At 36.0% G+C, this 18959-nt stretch carries 16 protein-coding genes; 10 read left to right on the plus strand and 6 right to left on the minus strand.

The features are described 5' to 3' along the window. Window positions 1-36: 36 nt before the first annotated feature. From dinB to BC962_RS05190, 5 genes are all read right to left on the minus strand, one after another. Window positions 37-1251, minus strand: a complete 1215-nt coding sequence (gene dinB / locus BC962_RS05170; protein WP_121344956.1) for a DNA polymerase IV — start codon at window positions 1249-1251, stop codon at window positions 37-39. A 247-nt stretch (window positions 1252-1498) separates the two neighbouring features. After that, window positions 1499-3892, minus strand: a complete 2394-nt coding sequence (locus BC962_RS05175) for a sodium-translocating pyrophosphatase (RefSeq protein ID WP_121344800.1) — start codon at window positions 3890-3892, stop codon at window positions 1499-1501. A gap of 120 nt (window positions 3893-4012) precedes the next feature. Then, window positions 4013-4525: an inorganic diphosphatase gene (locus BC962_RS05180; RefSeq protein ID WP_121344801.1), complete on the minus strand. Its 513-nt coding sequence runs from the start codon at window positions 4523-4525 to the stop codon at window positions 4013-4015. A 66-nt stretch (window positions 4526-4591) separates the two neighbouring features. Next, the gene (locus BC962_RS05185) at window positions 4592-7081 is read right to left on the minus strand and encodes a DUF5686 family protein (protein ID WP_121344802.1); all 2490 of its coding nucleotides are present in this window, start codon (window positions 7079-7081) and stop codon (window positions 4592-4594) included. A gap of 59 nt (window positions 7082-7140) precedes the next feature. Beyond that, window positions 7141-8118, minus strand: coding sequence for a pyruvate dehydrogenase complex E1 component subunit beta (locus tag BC962_RS05190; RefSeq protein WP_121344803.1), 978 nt, complete (start codon window positions 8116-8118; stop codon window positions 7141-7143). Window positions 8119-8291: 173 nt separating this feature from the next. Between BC962_RS05190 and BC962_RS05195 the strand changes: the two genes are divergently transcribed. The 10 genes from BC962_RS05195 (at window position 8292) to BC962_RS05240 (ending at window position 17852) form a co-directional block, all read left to right on the plus strand. Next, on the plus strand, window positions 8292-9038 hold the full coding sequence (locus BC962_RS05195; RefSeq protein ID WP_121344804.1) for an electron transfer flavoprotein subunit beta/FixA family protein: 747 nt from the start codon (window positions 8292-8294) through the stop codon (window positions 9036-9038). 78 nt (window positions 9039-9116) lie between these two features. Then, window positions 9117-10085, plus strand: coding sequence for an electron transfer flavoprotein subunit alpha/FixB family protein (locus tag BC962_RS05200; protein WP_121344805.1), 969 nt, complete (start codon window positions 9117-9119; stop codon window positions 10083-10085). Window positions 10086-10169: 84 nt separating this feature from the next. Continuing rightward, on the plus strand, window positions 10170-10784 hold the full coding sequence (locus BC962_RS05205; protein ID WP_121344806.1) for a bifunctional nuclease family protein: 615 nt from the start codon (window positions 10170-10172) through the stop codon (window positions 10782-10784). Window positions 10785-10794: 10 nt separating this feature from the next. Beyond that, window positions 10795-12498 (plus strand): NupC/NupG family nucleoside CNT transporter, encoded by a 1704-nt coding sequence (locus BC962_RS05210; protein WP_121344807.1) that lies wholly within the window; start codon window positions 10795-10797, stop codon window positions 12496-12498. A gap of 391 nt (window positions 12499-12889) precedes the next feature. Further along, a complete protein-coding gene (locus BC962_RS05215) occupies window positions 12890-13867 on the plus strand; it encodes a YihY/virulence factor BrkB family protein (protein ID WP_121344808.1) in 978 nt (325 codons plus the stop codon). Window positions 13868-13974: 107 nt separating this feature from the next. Then, window positions 13975-14799, plus strand: coding sequence for a thymidylate synthase (locus tag BC962_RS05220; protein WP_121344809.1), 825 nt, complete (start codon window positions 13975-13977; stop codon window positions 14797-14799). 53 nt (window positions 14800-14852) lie between these two features. Continuing rightward, window positions 14853-15269, plus strand: a complete 417-nt coding sequence (locus tag BC962_RS05225; protein ID WP_121344810.1) for an energy transducer TonB — start codon at window positions 14853-14855, stop codon at window positions 15267-15269. Between the two features lie 115 nt (window positions 15270-15384). Then, window positions 15385-16551 (plus strand): ergothioneine biosynthesis protein EgtB, encoded by a 1167-nt coding sequence (gene egtB, locus BC962_RS05230; protein WP_121344811.1) that lies wholly within the window; start codon window positions 15385-15387, stop codon window positions 16549-16551. A gap of 16 nt (window positions 16552-16567) precedes the next feature. Next, complete coding sequence (locus BC962_RS05235) at window positions 16568-17536, plus strand: L-histidine N(alpha)-methyltransferase (protein ID WP_121344812.1); 969 nt, start codon at window positions 16568-16570, stop codon at window positions 17534-17536. A gap of 34 nt (window positions 17537-17570) precedes the next feature. Next, window positions 17571-17852, plus strand: a complete 282-nt coding sequence (locus tag BC962_RS05240) for a DUF427 domain-containing protein (RefSeq protein WP_121344813.1) — start codon at window positions 17571-17573, stop codon at window positions 17850-17852. On the opposite strand, the gene BC962_RS05245 is transcribed toward BC962_RS05240, so the two are convergent. Beyond that, complete coding sequence (locus BC962_RS05245; RefSeq protein ID WP_121344814.1) at window positions 17853-18941, minus strand: aminotransferase class V-fold PLP-dependent enzyme; 1089 nt, start codon at window positions 18939-18941, stop codon at window positions 17853-17855. Between the last annotated feature and the right edge of the window lie 18 nt (window positions 18942-18959).

Below are 18959 nucleotides of genomic sequence, written 5' to 3' on the forward strand. Positions count from 1 at the left end.
AATTTTAATTCTTTCTTTTCCTCTGAAGCAAGGCCTTTATTGCTTTCTGTGAGCCAGCACCACCGGTGGTTCTCCATTAAAAGGATTGGTCATTCTTCCAATGGTTTTGGCTCCAAGAGAGGCGGCTCTTAAGACGCTTCGGTCTCCATATCTAATTCTAATAGTATCCATCGCATTGTACAAATTCAAGATCTCTGCGTTATCATCGAACAAGTTAATCTGGTAATTTCCACCCGCTAAATGGCTAAAACGTATCCCGATGAGCCGAACCAATAAGCGGCGATTATAGAGTTTTTTAAACAGATCTTGGATCTTGGGAAGCAAGATATGATCTGCGCTGGTGTATGGGATTTTGAGTTGTTTGGTGTAGGTATTAAAATCTGAATATCTAATTTTAACCGAAATGCATGAGGTGAGTTTATCGCCACGGCGGAGCTGAAATGCGAGATTTTCCGTCATAGCTATTAAGATGGAAGATAATCTATCTACATCTATAGTATCCCGATCGAAAGTACGTTCGGTAGAGATGGATTTTCTTTCAGAATAGGGGATAACTGGGGTATTATCTATGCCTTGTGCTCTATGCCAGATGGTAGTGCCATTTGCGCCCAATACTTTTTGTATCATTTCCAGCGGCATTTCCTGTATTGTTTTCACGTGCCTAACTCCTAGATTCCGAAGAGTTTGGTATGTTTTATCGCCCACCATCGGTATTTTTTTTACTGAAAGTGGGGCTAGAAATTCCTTTTCAAATCCTGAATCTATTTTTAATTGATTGTTGGGCTTGGCTTCATTGGTAGCTACTTTAGAAACTATTTTATTTGCTGAAAGTCCGAAGGAAATGGGTAATCCAGTTTCTCGGATTATCTTTTTTCGCAATTCAGATGCATATTTATAACACCCAAAAAAACGATCCATGCCAGTGAGATCTGCATAGAATTCGTCTATGCTTGACTTTTCAAACAGCGGAACATCTGTTCTTATAATATCTGTTACATCTTTAGAGTATTTTGTGTACGTACTTGCATCTCCTCTTATAATAGTGGCTTCGGGACATAGTTGTTTGGCGAGCTTCATAGACATTCCAGAATGCACCCCAAAAGCTCTGGTCTCATAACTACAAGCAGCTACAACACCACGATCGCTGGTACCTCCTACTAATAGAGGTCTATGCTGTAAACGCGTATCTATTAAGCGTTCTACAGAAACATAGAAGGTGTCCAGATCCAGATGTAATACCGTTTTTGCCATTTTTATATGCATTCCATCTTAATAGGGAATGATTACAAAATTATGGAATTATTCCAATATATTGGAATAATTCCAATGTTAAAACTGGAAGATTTTTATCTTTAATGGGAGACCTAATGGAATTGGGCACTAGCAGAAATTTGAAAGAATAAATTCCCTTGCTATAAATTTAATAATGAGAACAGGGGATCGTAAATAGAAAAACCCCCAAGAAATATCTTGAGGGTTTTTATTAAAAAAAGAGGTTTTATCTGTTTTCCAACTGTGCTTCAACTTCAGCTTTAGTTCCTCTGTAGGTTTTTACTTTTACATCGGTTTTACCATCTTCAGTAATAGTAGTTCTAACCTCTGCAACAGTTTCATCACCTTCAGTGGTCATTCTAACTTCCACTTCTTTAGTTGTAGAATTATTTACACCAGCTACATTGATGATCTCAGCTTGTTCAATAGAATTATTTGTTTCACCAATTGTATGGCCGCCTAAGATGGGAGCTATTACAAGACCAATTAGACAAGTTAGTTTTATCAGGATGTTCATAGATGGTCCGGAAGTATCTTTAAATGGATCTCCTACAGTATCTCCAGTTACGGCAGCTTTATGAGCTTCAGAACCTTTGTAGGTCATTTCTCCATCAATTAAAACTCCTGCTTCAAAAGATTTTTTAGCATTATCCCAAGCACCACCTGCATTATTCTGGAAAATTGCCCAAAGTACACCACTTACGGTAACTCCGGCCATATAACCTCCTAACATTTCAGCAATCGCCAAATTATCCATTCCAAAGATCATAGGAACAAAGGCGATTACCAATGGAAATCCTATAGTTAATAAACCTGGCAACATCATTTCTCTTAAGGAAGCTTCGGTAGAAATAGCCACACATTTATCGTATTGTGGTTTCCCTGTTCCTTCCATAATTCCAGGAATCTCTCTAAACTGTCGTCTTACTTCTTGCACCATTTCCATAGCTGCTTTTCCAACAGCATTCATGGCTAAGGCAGAAAATACTACTGGGATCATTCCTCCCACGAATAACATTGCCAATACTGGAGCTTTAAAGATATTGATTCCTTCTATCCCCGTAAAAGTTACATAGGCTGCGAATAAGGCTAAAGAAGTAAGTGCTGCAGATGCAATGGCAAAACCTTTCCCGGTTGCTGCAGTTGTATTTCCTACAGAATCTAAAATGTCTGTACGTTCTCTTACAATAGGTTCTTGTTCGCTCATTTCAGCAATACCACCTGCATTGTCAGATATTGGTCCGAAGGCATCTATTGCTAATTGCATAGCTGTAGTGGCCATCATTGCTGAAGCTGCTAATGCAACTCCGTAAAATCCTGCGAAAGCATAAGAAGCCCAGATAGCACCTGCAAATAATAAAACTGAAGGAAAAGTAGAGATCATCCCTGTTGCTAAACCTGCAATAATATTTGTTCCAGCACCAGTGCTGGATTGTTGTACGATCTTAAGGATTGGTTTTTTACCTAATCCTGTATAATATTCTGTTACTGAAGAAATAGCTCCTCCAACTATAAGCCCTATGATGGTAGCTCCAAATACACGCATAGAAGAAATTTCTTTTAAGCCTTCGCCAAAGAATTCCATTTGCATAGTCGCTGGTAACATCCATTTTACCAAAGCAAAACAAGTAACTGCAACTAAGGCTATAGATACCCAGTTCCCTATGTTCAAGGCACGCATTACTTGCGATTCTTTAGCATCGTTACTGCTTATTTTCACCAACATGGTACCAATCATAGAAATGATAATTCCTGCACCGGCAATTGCCATTGGTAATAATACTGGGCCAATTCCGCCAAAAACATCATCGATGCTTCCACCCATATCCTTTATCACATAATTTCCAAGCACCATGGCTGCTAATACGGTTGCAACATAAGAACCAAAAAGATCGGCTCCCATTCCTGCTACATCCCCTACATTGTCTCCCACATTATCTGCAATAGTTGCAGGGTTTCGTGGATCGTCTTCAGGAATTCCTGCTTCTACTTTACCTACTAGATCGGCTCCAACATCGGCAGCTTTGGTGTAAATTCCACCTCCTACACGCGCAAACAAAGCGATAGATTCAGCTCCAAGAGAGAATCCTGCAAGGGTTTCCAATACAATTGTCATGTCCGCGGTGGAGGTCCAAACCCCTCCCATAAAATAATGGAAGAATAATATAAAGAAAGAGGTTAATCCTAAAACTGCGAGTCCTGCAACTCCAAGACCCATCACGGTTCCACCGCCAAAAGAAACTCCTAAGGCATTTGGCAAGCTTGTTTTTGCTGCTTGTGTAGTTCTAACATTGGTTTTTGTGGCTATTTTCATTCCCATATTTCCTGCCAAGGCAGAGAAAAAGGCTCCAAAAATAAAAGCGATCACGATTAACCAGTGTGTAGTGGGTACTACAAAAGAAACTACAGCAAGTGCGATACTTACTACAATTACAAAAATGGTGAGTAATTTATATTCGGCATTTAGAAAGGCGAGTGCGCCTTCATAGATATGATCTGAAATTTCTTTCATTTTTCCGTCACCGGCGTCTTGTTTTAAAACCCAAGACCTTTTCATCCACATGTATAATAGACCAATTATGGCCAGAACAATTGGGGCATAGATAATCATTGATTCCATAGAGATAGTTAAAAATTAGTTAATGTCTGCTAATGTAGCAAAATCAATGATAAATAAAAAAGCGATAACTTTTTAGGGTTATCGCTTTTAATTATTCAATTATTATAAGAAATTATTCGATTATATCCCGAATCTCTCTTTATCTCCTTCATAATTCTTATATCTTTCGATACATTGCTTGATGATCTCTTTTGCTTCTTCAGCATTTCCCCATCCACCAACATCTACTTTCTTTTTCTCAAGATCTTTGTATACTTTAAAGAAATGTTCTATTTCTTTAAGCAAGTGACCATTCACATCATCTAGATCATTTAATCTATTCCAGATAGGATCTGATACTGGTACACAAATAATTTTCTCATCTGGACCTTTTTCATCTGCCATATGGAAAACCCCAATTGGCTTTACTTCCATTACAATTCCAGGGAAGGTAGGTTCTGCAACCAAAACCAATACATCTAGTGGATCGCTATCTAACGCAAGTGTATTAGGGATAAATCCGTAATCTGCAGGATACATCATAGAAGAAAAGATCATTCGATCGTACCGAACTTTCTTCAATTCAAAATCATATTCGTATTTGTTTCTGCTCCCTTTTGGGATCTCTATCAATACATCAAAAGTCTCTGACATTTTCTTTCTTTTTTATTCAAATTTTTCAGGCGGCAAATATAGTAATTTATCCTCTTACAGAGAGCATTAAAAATGAAAACCGAAGGAAGCAGTCACTCCAAACGATCTGGCATCCTCATTATCAAAGTAATTCCCTCTAAAATGAGCATCTATTCTCAGGAATTTAAAAATATTCCCAACACCTACGCTATATTCCCAATATGGATCTGAATCTGGTGCAATTAGTGGTAATCCAGAAGCGTCTATATTTTTATTTTCTTCAGAAATTTCTCCATAGACCCCACGAATTCCTATGATCTCTCTTAAATTAAGATCACGCAATCCTGGGATTCTGGAAAATAACCTTCCATTAAAATTGTGCTCAAGATGTGCAGATACATAAGTATCTGTTACGAATTCATAAAAATTAAGCAATGGAAATGTATTGTATAAAGCGAAATAAGTCTGATTCCCGGGAACTACACTTAATAGCCCAAGGGGAACTTCTCCAAAAGTTTTCCCTGCTTCAATGCTTAAATTCGATTTTCCGAAGCCTCCAACTAATAAAGGTTGATTGTAAAAAAACTGGATCTTTTTATAATTGAAATCACTTTCAAAAATATCTTTTACTCCCAAGCTGTAGTTTAAAAAGAAGGTTGGAAAATCGCCTTCATTAATAATATTTCTGTCTACTCCAAACCCGGTAGTTTCTTTGCCAGGAGTATAAGAGAAAATTGTGGAGATTTCGGTCTGATTTATTTCTGAATCTATTTGCGAAAGTGCCTCATCTTCATAAAAATCTAAACTGAAGGTTGGCGAGGCTGGTTTAAGTATCCTATAAGATCCTGCTAATCTAAAAGTGAAATTTTGAAAGGGTTCAATTTCTAAACTTACAACAGAGAGATTAATAGAGCTCAACTTATCATTATCTCCTACATTTATTAAAGAGGAGGAGGCTAAACTTCTACCAAGTACATCGGTAGTATTGGTAAGACTAGTTCCTAACTGTTCTATATCGCGTCTATTCCCTGCCGTGGCAATAATTCTTAGTTTTTTATCTAATAAAATTTTCCCAGCGATCCCATATTTAAATTGCTTATCCTTAAAACCATAAGCCCCGTAACCTTCAATTCTCCATGGATCATTTTCATCGAAATAAGTTCTACCGCCACCTCTTAATCTAAATCCTTCAACATCATTAAACCCTAAAGTGGTATAAACTGGACCATAATCAAAACCATCGAATTCTATATAGCCGGAAGATAGGGTAGTGGTTAAATTATATAAGCGTTTAAAAGCTTTTACATTTTGCAGGGTATCTAGCATTTTGTAAACCCCACGCTCATCTCCATTTAATTCTTCTAGTCGGTTCTTTTTCCAGAAATCTTCATCTCTATTATAAACTTCCTCTTTAAACTCTATAACTCGCGTGTCGTAAAATTTTAGAGGTTTTTTATTGTCGAAATTATATTCGTCATAAAGCACCGTTCTTTTTCCATAAATGCCTCGTGCATTCTCTTTATCTCTAAGTGAAAAATCTACCTGAAAAAAGTCTTTGGTAATTAAGAAGATAGAGTCGTTTAAAACATCGAATTCTTGTTCTATATAAACCCCTTTTACCCAATTTACATTGGCATCTTCTGCCATTTCCAGATTGATCTTCTTTACTGCCCAAGTAGTATCATTAACCCAAAAATCTCCTTTAAAGGTCAATTCATTTTTTCTGCGAGGATAATAATTTATCTTATAACACCATTTATCGCCCACAAAAGAGCTATCTGCTAATACATAATTATAATTGTTGATCCCAGTGGTAGAAAGCGGACTAACGAAACTTTTATCGAAAAATTTAAGGTAATTCTCGTAAATGTCTATTTCTGAATAAATGTCTTTTACTGAAGAAATTAAAAGCTGATTATTACTAAAACCGGAATTCTTGTTCCCTAAAAGTTCTTCTTTGGATTTACCAGATTTTTTATCTCCATAAATTTTAGAAACAGCTTCATTTAAGAAAATTGGCAAATAGGTTTTTTTAGTAATTCTGTTGGTATCCAGGTCTTTAAATATAAATTCCATTCCGTTAAAAATGGGGCTATTAATTAAAGCACTGTCTATTTTATTTAGATCGAACTCCAGTTTTTCATATTTTCTGTATTCGTATTGATCGAATTTTTTTACTCCATTCTGCCTTTTGTTTTCCCAGATCTTTCTAAGAATATCTATTGCGGGATTATTCTTTTTAGAAGTTTTCCCTTGATAGATCATCACCTCGCCTAAAGATTCTGTCATTTCTTTTAGAACGATCTTCAGATTTAAATTTCCACCTTTTTCAAGAGGAACTATTAAAGTTTCATATCCTACATAGGAAAATTCCACATTGGGTTGATCTTGATCAGATTGTAAATAGAAAACACCGGTTTCGGTAGTAGTAGTTCCTTCAGAAGAACTTAAAAAAATAACATTCGCAAAAGGAACGGGAGTTCCTGTCTCATCTACAACAGTTCCGCTAATTCTGGTTTGAGACCATCCTTGAAAAAAAGTTAATAAAATGCAGGTAAATAAAAGGGAGTATTTCATATTTGGGCACAAAAAAAGCTTCACCGTTTAGATGAAGCTTCAAAGATAAGTCTATAAGATTACTTGTAAAGCACCTTTTTCACAGCTTTAACAACATCTTCACTATTCGGTAACCAGTTTTTTAATAATTCTGGAGAATAAGGAGCTGGAGTATCTGCGGTATTGATCTTTATAATAGGAGCATCCAGATAATCGAATGCATTTTCCTGAACTTGATACGTGATCTCCGTAGCAACATTTCCAAAAGGCCATGCTTCTTCCAATATCACCAATCTGTTTGTTTTTTTAACCGATTTATATATTGCCTCATAATCCAAAGGTCTTACGGTACGTAAATCGATGATTTCACAAGAAATTCCATCTTTTTCTAGTTCATCTGCAGCTTTATAAGCTTCCTTGATGATCTTTCCAAAAGATACAATAGTAACATCTGTTCCTTCTCTTTTAATATCTGCAACTCCAATTGGAATGATGTAGTCTTCTTCTGGTACTTCTCCTTTATCTCCATACATCTGCTCGCTTTCCATGAAAATAACTGGATCATCATCGCGAATTGCAGCTTTTAATAAACCTTTTGCATCGTAAGGATTAGAAGGCACAATTACCTTTAGTCCTGGACAGTTTGCAAACCAGCTTTCAAAGGCTTGAGAGTGGGTAGCTGCCAATTGCCCTGCAGAACCTGTTGGTCCTCTAAATACGATTGGAATGTTGAATTGTCCACCACTCATCTGACGCATTTTTGCTGCGTTGTTGATAATTTGATCTATTCCAACTAGGGCAAAGTTAAAGGTCATAAACTCTATAATAGGTCTATTCCCATTCATTGCGCTTCCAATTCCAATTCCGGAGAAACCAAGTTCAGAAATAGGAGTATCTATCACACGGTCTGGGCCAAATTCGTCCAACATGCCTTTAGATGCTTTATAAGCACCGTTGTATTCTGCTACTTCTTCACCCATTAAGTAAATAGTATCATCTTTGCGCATCTCCTCGCTCATGGCCTGCTGAATCGCTTCTCTGAATTGAATTGTTTTCATTCTATATGTCTATACTGTTAAATGTATCGCTTGAAAAAGCAAAAATAGTAATTCGTAAAAGTTTATAGCGCATCTAACTGCTAAAATATTTGTTATGCGCGCATAGTAAATTTTGTATAAATTTACCTATCTTCGTGATCACGAAAAAAAAATTATTTAAAAAGAAAATATAGATGAAAATATTAGTGTGTATTAGTCACGTACCGGACACTACTTCGAAGATTAACTTTACAGATAATAATACTCAGTTTGATACCAATGGAGTACAGTTTGTAATTAATCCGAATGATGAATTTGGTCTTACCCGTGCAATGTGGTTCAAAGAAAAACAAGGAGCAACAGTAGATGTTATTAACGTAGGAGGTCCAGAGACCGAACCTACTTTAAGAAAAGCATTGGCTATTGGCGCAGATAATGCCATTAGAGTGAATACGCCGGCTACCGATGGTTTTCAGGTTGCTAAACAACTGGCAAATGTTGCAAAAGAAGGTGGTTACGATCTAATTATTGCTGGGCGTGAGTCTATAGATTACAATGGAGGAATGGTGCCAGGAATGTTGGCAGCTTTATTAAAAGCCAACTTTGTAAATACTTGTATAGGTCTAGAAGTTGATGGAACTGAAGCGAAAGCGGTTAGAGAAATCGATGGTGGGAAAGAATCTGTTACCGCTAAATTACCATTGGTTATTGGTGGGCAAAAAGGATTGGTTGAAGAAAGCGATCTAAGAATTCCTAATATGAGAGGAATTATGATGGCTAGAAAAAAACCATTAAATGTGGTAGAGCCTGTTGAAGTGACTGTGCAAACAGAAGCTGAGAAGTTTGAAAAACCGGCTCCTAAAGGTGCTGTTAAATTAGTAGATCCGGATAATTTAGATGAATTGATCCAATTACTTCATACTGAAGCAAAAGTGATCTAATTACTTATTGAATTGAAGGCTTGGAAAAAGCCGAAATGACGTATAGAATTTAATATCCACATCAAAAAAATAAAAAACATGTCAGTTTTAGTTTATATAGAATCAGAAGAAGGAAAGTTTAAAAAGGCATCATTAGAAGTAGCTTCTTATGCTAAAGAAGTTGCCCAAATGCTTGGAACTACTGTAACAGGAGTAACATTTAATGCTGAAGATGTTTCGGAACTTGGAACTTACGGAGTAGACAAGGTTTTGAAGATCAATAATTCAAAATTAAAAGAATTTAATGCTGAAGCTTATGCAGATGCATTAAAGCAAGCAGTAGATAAGGAAGCTTCTAAAGTTGTAGTTGTAAGTCAAAGTGCAAACAGCAAATATCTTGCGCCACTTTTAGCAGTGCATTTAAATGCAGGATACGCTTCTAACGTAGTTTCGCTTCCAGAAAGCGCTAGCCCATTTGTAGTGAAAAGAACGGCTTTTACAAATAAAGCCTTCAGTTTTACAAATATAACTACAGATATAAAAATAGTAGGAGTGTCAAAAAACGCCTTCGGTTTAAAAGAAGCTCAAGCTGCTGCAACTGCTGAAGATTTTTCTCCAAATTTATCTGAAGAAGATTTTTCAGTAAATGTTACTAGCGTAGATAAAGCAAAAGATAAAGTAACAATTGCAGATGCAGAGATCGTTGTTTCTGGAGGAAGAGGATTAAAAGGTCCAGAGAATTGGGGAATGATAGAAGATCTTGCTGAAACTTTAGGAGCTGCAACAGCATGTTCTAAGCCAGTGAGTGATATGGGATGGAGACCTCATAGTGAGCATGTTGGGCAAACAGGAAAGCCTGTTGCCTCTAACCTGTACATTGCAATTGGAATCTCTGGTGCGATCCAACATTTGGCTGGGATTAACTCTTCTAAAGTAAAAGTTGTTATTAATAATGATCCTGAAGCGCCGTTTTTTAAGGCAGCAGATTATGGGGTTGTTGGCGATGCCTTTGAAATTGTACCGAAGCTAAATGAAAAACTAAAAGAATTTAAAGCTAAAAACGCATAATTTTTTTAACTTGCGAGCATTAAAAGGGCTTTCTAAATGTGGTATTTTGTCCTTATTTAGAAAGCCCTTTTTAATTATTGGTATATGAGCCTAATACGCCTTAATATAAAAGGAATATCTTATAGTCAAACCCAAAACGGCGCCTACGCACTTATTTTAAGTGAAGTAGACGGGGATAGAAAACTCCCTATCGTTATTGGAGCCTTTGAGGCACAGTCTATAGCCATAGCGCTAGAAAAGGAAATTAAACCTCCGCGCCCTCTTACTCACGATCTATTTAAGAATTTTTGCGACAGATATGCGATCATTATTAAACAAGTGATCATCCATAAATTGGTTGATGGCGTGTTCTATTCTAGCCTAATTTGCGAGAGAGATAAAATTGAAGAAGTTATAGATGCCCGTACTAGTGATGCTATTGCGTTGGCTTTACGTTTTAATGCTCCAATATTCACCTATAAGAATATCTTAGATAAAGCAGGGATATTTTTAAAAGGAGAATCTGGATCTTTAACTCCATCCACAGCAAAAGAACAAGCGCAAGTAGATGATATACTTGCTGAAAGTGTTGAACCAGAAGGTGCAGATTATAAAAAAATGTCCTTGATTGAACTTGAAGATCTACTAAATCAAGCAGTTAAAAATGAAGATTATGAAAAGGCAGCCCGAATTAGAGACGAGATTTCCAAAAGAAAATAAGTAGTTATTTATGAAGAAATACTTGTGTTGCCTGTTCTTTATTTTATTCGGTATTATTACCGCACATTCACAAACAATCACAAAATCCTGGACTTTTCAGTCTTTAAATGATAGTACTCAAACTTTTTCTGGATTCGCTTCTAATGATAATATGACCCTTGAAGATGGTCGTTTTACAATTAATTCTGAAGATGAGTTAAAAGCAGAAGGGGATTATTTGTATCAGAATAATCTTTTGGTGTTCTTTTATAGTCAACCCGAAGGAGATTCCATTAAGAAATTTAGAATAACAGAATTAACAGAAGATTCTCTTCAGTTATCAGATAATTCAAATACTTATACATTTAGTGAAACTCCTTTATTAATAGAGGATGTTATTCCTGTAAGTACAAATAAACAGATGATACCTAGCGCGGGGATCTCATTTAAAAGTGTTTCTAGAGGACTTTTAGGGATGGCTTCACTATTGCTAATTGCATTCTTGTTTAGTAGTAGTAGAAGATCTATTAACTGGAAAACAGTTCTTATTGGATTGGGAGCCCAATTACTATTAGCAATTGGAGTTCTAAAGATCACATTTGTAAAGAATATTTTCGAATTTGTTGGAGGAATTTTTGTCTTAATTCTTGATTTTACAAGAGCTGGAAGTGAGTTTCTTCTTGGAGGAATGATGAATGTAGAGAGTTTTGGGTTTATATTTTTATTCCAAGTACTACCTACTATAATATTCTTTTCAGCATTAACATCTGTATTGTTTTACCTAGGAGTGATTCAAATTGTTGTAAAGGGAATGGCCAAGGTTCTAACTAAGATCATGGGTATTTCTGGAGCTGAAAGTTTGAGTGTTGCAGGGAATATCTTCTTAGGACAAACAGAAGCGCCATTAATGATCAAAGCTTATTTAGAACGTATGAATCGTTCTGAAATGCTTCTGGTTATGATTGGTGGGATGGCAACTGTTGCCGGAGGTGTACTGGCAGCTTATATCGGTTTTCTAGGTGGAGATGATCCTGAGCTAAGATTACAATTCGCAAAACACTTATTAGCAGCTTCTGTAATGGCAGCTCCTGGTGCAATTGTTATTTCTAAAATATTATACCCACAAATTGAAGCTATAAATACCAATGTGGAGGTTTCTTCAGAAAAGATTGGATCTAACATCTTGGATGCGATCGCTAATGGAACTACAGAAGGTTTAAAACTTGCTGCCAACGTTGCAGCTATGTTATTAGTGTTTATTGCTTTTATCGCAATGATCAACTATTTACTGGGTTGGATTGGTGGTATTACGCATCTTAATGGCTTAATGGCAGAATACACGCCTTATGCTAAGTTTTCTTTAGAATCTATATTGGGAACTGTTTTCGCGCCTTTAATGTGGCTAATAGGGGTTGCCAGAGAAGATATGATGCTTATGGGGCAACTCTTAGGTATTAAGTTAGCGGCTAGTGAATTTGTTGGTTATATTCAATTAGCAGATCTTAAGAATCCTATGAATGCACTTAGTCTTAACTACGAGAAGTCGGTGATCATGGCAACTTATATGCTTTGTGGTTTTGCTAATTTTGCTTCCATTGGAATCCAAATTGGAGGAATTGGATCTTTAGCGCCAGGACAGCGTAAGGTGCTTTCAGAGTTTGGAATGAAAGCCTTATTAGGTGGTACTATCGCTTCACTTTTATCGGCAACTATCGCTGGGATGATCATTGGGTAACCAATATAATTAAAAAAACTTATTGAGGTTATTAGATCACTCCCATGAGTTTTATTGTAGACATTTATACCGTTAGGAACTCTAGGTTCGTCTGTGTCTGCACTCAGGATAAACTACAAGCGAGAACTTTTTAGCTCGAAAGGAGGTTTCGACTCCGCTCAACCTGACTTATCTAACTAAGCTTTATGTACTTATTTTTCCGGTAGAAAAAAGTTTTGATTCTAGTTTAGAGAAAATAGAATTGTAAAAAATCTCACGATAAATGGAGATAGACGTAAGCTTAAGCTCTCTAAAATTTTAGGATCATTCCAATTAATAAATTGATTAAAGCTTAGTTAGGTAACAATCTACTTAAGTAATCTTTTACTACTGAATTAGATACCCGAATAGAATGAATAAATCTCAAAAAACAAGAAAATATCGCGGCGAAGATGCCCAGTGGCCTCACCAAATCCCATTGGCTGGATGGATAGATATTGGTAAGAGAAGTTTTCATGAGATGAAATCAGATAATGTTCAGATCGTGGCAGCAGGGGTAGCTTTCTATTTTTTCTTGGCAGTATTCCCAACTATAATAGCTACGATTTCTGTGTATAGTTTGGTGCTAGAACCAGATCAAATTCGTGATCAAATCTCAAAATTAAGTCTCATTTTGCCGGAACAAGCTTTCGGAATGATAAGAGATTTTTTGGAACCAATTATAGAGAAATCTAAAAAGGAAATTGGTTGGGGATTAGCAATTAGTATACTGGTAAGTTTTTGGAGTGCAAATAAAGGTACAAGCGCCCTTTTTCAAGGTGTGAATATTGCTTATGATGAAAATGATACTCGAGGTATAATCAAGAAAAACTTACTAACGCTGCTTTTTACTTTAGGTGGAGTTGTGGTTGGACTTATCAGCTTATTGATCGTGATCTTTTTTCCTTTACTCATTAAAAATATTGGTCTTACGCCTCAAATAGAACATATTCTCTCTTGGTTTCGCTGGGTTTTGTTGGGAATAATTTTGGTGCTAACTCTAAGTATGGTCTATAAGTTCGCTCCCAGTCGGCGAAGTCCTAGATTGCGCTGGGTAAGTTGGGGAGCATTGTTGGGATCCTTAGTGTGGCTGGCAGGATCTATGTTGTTTTCCTGGTACGTGAGCAATTTTGGTAGTTATGATGATCTTTACGGAAGTTTTGCTGCAGTAGCTATTCTAATGTTATGGTTGTTTTTAACCGCATTTATAGTTCTAATGGGTGCCGAAATAAATTCTGAAATGGAACATCAAACTAGATATGATACTACTATCGGGCAAGAAAGACCTATGGGAGAGCGGAATGCTCATCATGCAGATCGTTGTGCCGTGAAGGATTTAGATGATTGCTAATATTTATGGTTAGAAAATTAAAATCTCTTAGAGATTTCGGTAGTTATTTTTACCTGTTTCCTTATTTTTAGAGAATATATATTATAGTATTTTAGAAACACATACGCATGAAACAATACCACGATCTTGTAAAACATGTCCTTGAAAATGGGACTCAGAAAGGAGATAGAACTGGAACGGGAACAAAAAGTGTATTTGGTCATCAAATGCGCTTCGATCTAAGTGAAGGTTTCCCCATGGTTACAACCAAGAAACTGCACTTAAAATCGATAATTTATGAACTCTTATGGTTTTTAAAAGGAGATACTAATATTGAATATCTTCAGGAAAATGGGGTGCGCATTTGGAATGATTGGGCCGATGAGAATGGAGATCTTGGACCTGTGTATGGACATCAATGGAGGAACTGGAATAGTGAAGATATAGACCAGATAAAAGAATTAATAGAGACTTTAAAAAACAATCCAAATAGTAGAAGAATGTTGGTTTCTGCTTGGAACCCTTCGGTATTACCGGATACCTCAAAATCCTTTTCAGAGAATGTGGCTAATGGGAAAGCAGCTTTACCACCTTGTCATGCATTTTTTCAGTTTTATGTTGCAGATGGGAAATTGTCTTGTCAGCTTTATCAACGTAGCGCCGATATTTTTCTTGGGGTTCCATTTAATATCGCATCCTATGCTTTGTTTACCATGATGGTGGCTCAGGTTTGCGGATACGAAGCCGGAGATTTTATTCATACCTTTGGTGATGCTCATATCTATAACAATCATATCGAGCAATTGGAGCTTCAGTTAAGCAGGGATCTAAGAGCCTTGCCTCAAATTAAGATCAATCCCGAAGTGAAAGATATTTTTGATTTCAAGTTTGAAGATTTCAGCCTTGAAAATTACGATCCGCATCCACATATAAAAGGAAAGGTCGCTGTTTAACTCTCTTTGAAGAATTAATTCCGAAGTTTTCCTTTATTAAAAACACCTTACTTATGAAAAATATATTTTTTATTGCCGCTTTATTTGTTCTTACCACTAATGTTCAGGCACAAGAAGGAGTATCTGTAAAGGGAAACACGATCACTATGAAAGAGATTGGACCGGTTTGGCCTGGCTGTGAAAAAAGTGAACTTTCTGAAGATGATTGCTTTAATAAACAACTCGCCAAGCACATTAAATCTAATTTTAAATATCCAAAAGATGCTAACGGAAAGATAGTTAGAGGCAGATCTGTGATCACCTTTTATATAGATGAAAAAGGTGAAGTTTGTAAAGTTTCTGCGGAAGGACCTCAAAAGTTAGTCAATCAAGAGGCTGTCCGTATCACCGAACTATTTCCTGTAATGAAGCCAGGACATCGAGGTGGTAAAAAGATAGAAGTTAAATATAAAATGCCGTTTAATTTTTAATAAAATAAACTCGTTATCAGGTATTTGACTTTAACTTCTCATTAACTAGCGTTGATTTCACTCATTCCTAAAAAATTGTAACTTTGGATGGTAGCCTTATGTTACCACCTATCTTATGATCTCAAAAGAAAAATTATTTCAACTTTTTACTGAAACCAGAGCTCAAACCGAAATTATTTGTGCTCCCTTAGAAATTGAAGATTACGTAGTGCAGCCAGTGGTGGATGTATCTCCTCCAAAATGGCATTTAGGACATACAACTTGGTTTTTTGAAGAATTTGTTCTGAAGAAATTTCAGGAAAACTATACATTATTTGATGAAAACTCGGCCTTCGTTTTTAATAGTTATTACGAAAGTGTGGGAGAAAAAGTGGTAAGAACAGATAGAGGAAATCTTTCGAGACCAACAGTAGCATGGATATATGAATATCGTTCTTATGTTACTAAAGCTATATTAGATCTGTTTGATGATTCTCCAAGTTTTTCAGAAGAACTCTTAAACGTATTGGAGATTGGTTGCCATCACGAGAAACAACATCAGGAATTATTGTTAACAGATATTAAATATATTCTTGGTAACAATCCATTATTACCTATTTATCAGAAAAATTTCGAAGAAAACCCTATTCAAGTTTTTCCTCAGAAATGGGAAGCTGTTGCAGAGGGGATTTATGAAATTGGGCATAAGGGAGATTCTTTCTTTTATGATAATGAAATAGGTAGGCACAAAGTATATTTAAATCCATTTGAGATCTCCAATAAATTAATCACCAATGGAGAATACCTAGAATTCATCCAAAATGGCGGGTACAAAGATGTTTTATTATGGCATGCTGAAGCCTGGGATTGGATAAATTCTGAAAACATCACTGCTCCCTTTTATTGGCACAATGTTGCTGGGAATTGGAAACAATATACCTTAAGCGGATTACAAGATTTAAACCTCGAAGCTCCACTAAGCCATATTTCATATTTTGAAGCCTTTGCATTTGCACAATGGAAAGGAATGCGATTGCCTACAGAATTTGAATGGGAGGTATCGCAGGATAAATTTAAATGGGGAAGCCGTTGGGAATGGACAGAGAGTTCTTATGATGCTTATCCTAATTACAAAAAGGCAGAGGGCGCATTAGGTGAGTATAATGGCAAATTCATGGTGAATCAAAAAGTACTTCGAGGAGGATCTGTTGCTACTTCTGCAAATCACACCCGAGCTACTTATAGAAATTTTTTTCAACCGCATTTGAGATGGCAATTTACCGGTGTAAGATTGGCCAAATAATTCGACTTTTTAGTACATGGAAAATAATACGAAAATAAAATTCGCTTCTGCCTTTGAAGAAGATGTCTATACTGGTTTAACCAGTTATCCTAAGCACTTATCTTCTAAATATTTTTACGATAAAAAAGGAGATAAGTTATTTCAGGATATTATGAATTTACCTGAATATTATCTTACTAATTGTGAGTATAATATTTTAGCAAACAATACTAAGCAGATCTCAGATGCTTTTGCAGGTGACGATGGTTTTGATCTAATAGAACTTGGAGCAGGGGATGGGAAGAAAACGAAATTAGTATTAAGATACCTTATAGATAATAAGATAGACTTCGATTATTTACCTGTAGACATCAGCCAAAATGCTTTAGATGATTTAGAGGGATCGCTTAAAGAAGAGTTACCATCACTATCTGTTAAACCTCAGCAAGGAACCTATTTTAAAACCTTAGAGCGATTATCTGATTATAATTCTAGAAAAAAAGTGATCTTGGTTCTAGGCTCTAATATTGGAAATCTTCTTCATGAAGATGCAATAGATTTCTTGAGACAAATCCAAGAAGCTATGAGTCCAGATGATATGCTTTTTATGGGCTTCGATCAAAAGAAAAATCCACAAACAATTTTAGATGCTTATAACGATCCAACTGGAGTGACAGAAGCTTTCAATAAGAATGTTTTAGAAAGGATCAATACCGAAATGGATGCCGATTTTGATCTTGATTCCTTTTTTCATTGGGAGACTTACAATCCTGAAACCGGAACTGCAAAGAGCTTTTTGATAAGTAATAAAAAACAAGAAGTTAATATTAAGAACTTAGATCTTACTATACATTTTGAGACTTGGGAGAGCATTCATACCGAGATCTCTCAGAAATACGATGATATGATCGTAGAGTGGCTCGCCAGCCAAGCAGATCTAAAGGTTACGGATTCTTTTACAGATGAAAAGAATTTTTACAAGAACTATATTTTCAGAAAAAAGTAAATATTTAGAATAACAAATAATAAATATCAGAGATATGAAAGCTATTTGGAACAACACTATAATTGCAGAAAGCAACGATACAAAAGTGGTGGAAAACAATCATTATTTCCCACAAGAATCAATAAAGTCTGAATATTTTAAACCAAGCGATACTACTTCCAGATGTCCTTGGAAAGGCGAAGCATCTTATTATAATGTGGAAGTAGATGGAGAGATCAATAAAGATTCTGCTTGGTATTATCCGCAAACCAGTCATGCTGCAAAACCAATAAAAAATTATGTGGCTTTCTGGAAAGAGATCAAGGTTGTAGAATAATTATTTTTGAAAATATTCTTTTAGCGCAGTTACTAAAAGATCGATCTCTTCTTCGGTGTTATAATAGTGAAAACTTACCCGAACTCCAGGTTCCTTCAGAGAGCATATAATATTTTTATCGTTTAAGAATTGTAGGAGTTTAGCATCTCCTCCTATATTAAAGATAGAAGAATGTTGCGCCCTATTTACAACAGCATCTTCTAGTAAACCGAGTTTTTTAAATTCTTCTTTAGCCTTTTGGGATAAAAGTTTTATACGTTCTTCAATAAGCGATATTCCAACTGAGTTTATGAGTTTTATAGCAGCCATTATGCTTCCAAAATTCAAGCTGTCTTGGTGTCCTGGCTCAAATTTTCCGAGGAAATTTCCTTCGTGCGCCTTATATTTTCCTTGTAGGGAGTTAAATCCGCAGCTTTTGGGGTCTATTTTTTTAGGCACATCTTCTTGAAATAGCATAACAGCATTTCCATAACCTGCATTCATCCATTTATAACAACTAGCAATTACAACGTCTATTTTTGATGCATCAAAGTCGAATTTTTCTGTACCCAAAAATTGAGTTCCATCTGCCACGAAAAGAGTGTCTGGAAATTTTTCTTTCATCTCCTTCAGAAAAGAAATACTTAGCTTAATCCCATTTTCATATTGAACAATGCTAAAACAAAAGAGATCTGGCTTATTTTCTGAAAGTGCCTCTTCTATATTTTGTTCTAATTTATCATCGATCTTAGCGTAGCACACATCGAATTCTCTAGAATTCACTGCCCAATTTATAGAAGGATAATCTTCCTTAAGAAGAAGAATTCTACTTGAACTATTTATACCGCTTAGAAGAGTATTGAATCCGCTTGAAAAATTGTGAATTAACCCAACTCTATTTGGGGCGCAACTAAAAAAATCTCCCGCCGTCTCACGTACCTTTTCTAGAACCTCTCCATGTTTATCTCTGAAAATGCTTCCGGCAATGAGAAGGTCCAAGTCATGATCTTGCCGATATTCAAATACCTTTTCAGACATTAATCCGCAGGATGCAGTATTTAAATAAACATATTGGCGTAAGGCAGGAAAGGCTTTTCTTAAATTCTTCATAAGCGTTTTAACATTAGA

This window comes from Gillisia mitskevichiae (assembly GCF_003634585.1).
GTDB classification, from domain to species: domain Bacteria; phylum Bacteroidota; class Bacteroidia; order Flavobacteriales; family Flavobacteriaceae; genus Gillisia; species Gillisia mitskevichiae.

Coding starts and splice junctions, on each gene's coding strand:
- dinB (WP_121344956.1), bottom strand. CDS start 1,251: ATGGCAAAAACGGTATTACATCTGGATCTGGACACCTTCTATGTTTCT.
- BC962_RS05175 (WP_121344800.1), bottom strand. CDS start 3,892: ATGGAATCAATGATTATCTATGCCCCAATTGTTCTGGCCATAATTGGT.
- BC962_RS05180 (WP_121344801.1), bottom strand. CDS start 4,525: ATGTCAGAGACTTTTGATGTATTGATAGAGATCCCAAAAGGGAGCAGA.
- BC962_RS05185 (WP_121344802.1), bottom strand. CDS start 7,081: ATGAAATACTCCCTTTTATTTACCTGCATTTTATTAACTTTTTTTCAA.
- BC962_RS05190 (WP_121344803.1), bottom strand. CDS start 8,118: ATGAAAACAATTCAATTCAGAGAAGCGATTCAGCAGGCCATGAGCGAG.
- BC962_RS05195 (WP_121344804.1), top strand. CDS start 8,292: ATGAAAATATTAGTGTGTATTAGTCACGTACCGGACACTACTTCGAAG.
- BC962_RS05200 (WP_121344805.1), top strand. CDS start 9,117: ATGTCAGTTTTAGTTTATATAGAATCAGAAGAAGGAAAGTTTAAAAAG.
- BC962_RS05205 (WP_121344806.1), top strand. CDS start 10,170: ATGAGCCTAATACGCCTTAATATAAAAGGAATATCTTATAGTCAAACC.
- BC962_RS05210 (WP_121344807.1), top strand. CDS start 10,795: ATGAAGAAATACTTGTGTTGCCTGTTCTTTATTTTATTCGGTATTATT.
- BC962_RS05215 (WP_121344808.1), top strand. CDS start 12,890: ATGAATAAATCTCAAAAAACAAGAAAATATCGCGGCGAAGATGCCCAG.
- BC962_RS05220 (WP_121344809.1), top strand. CDS start 13,975: ATGAAACAATACCACGATCTTGTAAAACATGTCCTTGAAAATGGGACT.
- BC962_RS05225 (WP_121344810.1), top strand. CDS start 14,853: ATGAAAAATATATTTTTTATTGCCGCTTTATTTGTTCTTACCACTAAT.
- egtB (WP_121344811.1), top strand. CDS start 15,385: ATGATCTCAAAAGAAAAATTATTTCAACTTTTTACTGAAACCAGAGCT.
- BC962_RS05235 (WP_121344812.1), top strand. CDS start 16,568: ATGGAAAATAATACGAAAATAAAATTCGCTTCTGCCTTTGAAGAAGAT.
- BC962_RS05240 (WP_121344813.1), top strand. CDS start 17,571: ATGAAAGCTATTTGGAACAACACTATAATTGCAGAAAGCAACGATACA.
- BC962_RS05245 (WP_121344814.1), bottom strand. CDS start 18,941: ATGAAGAATTTAAGAAAAGCCTTTCCTGCCTTACGCCAATATGTTTAT.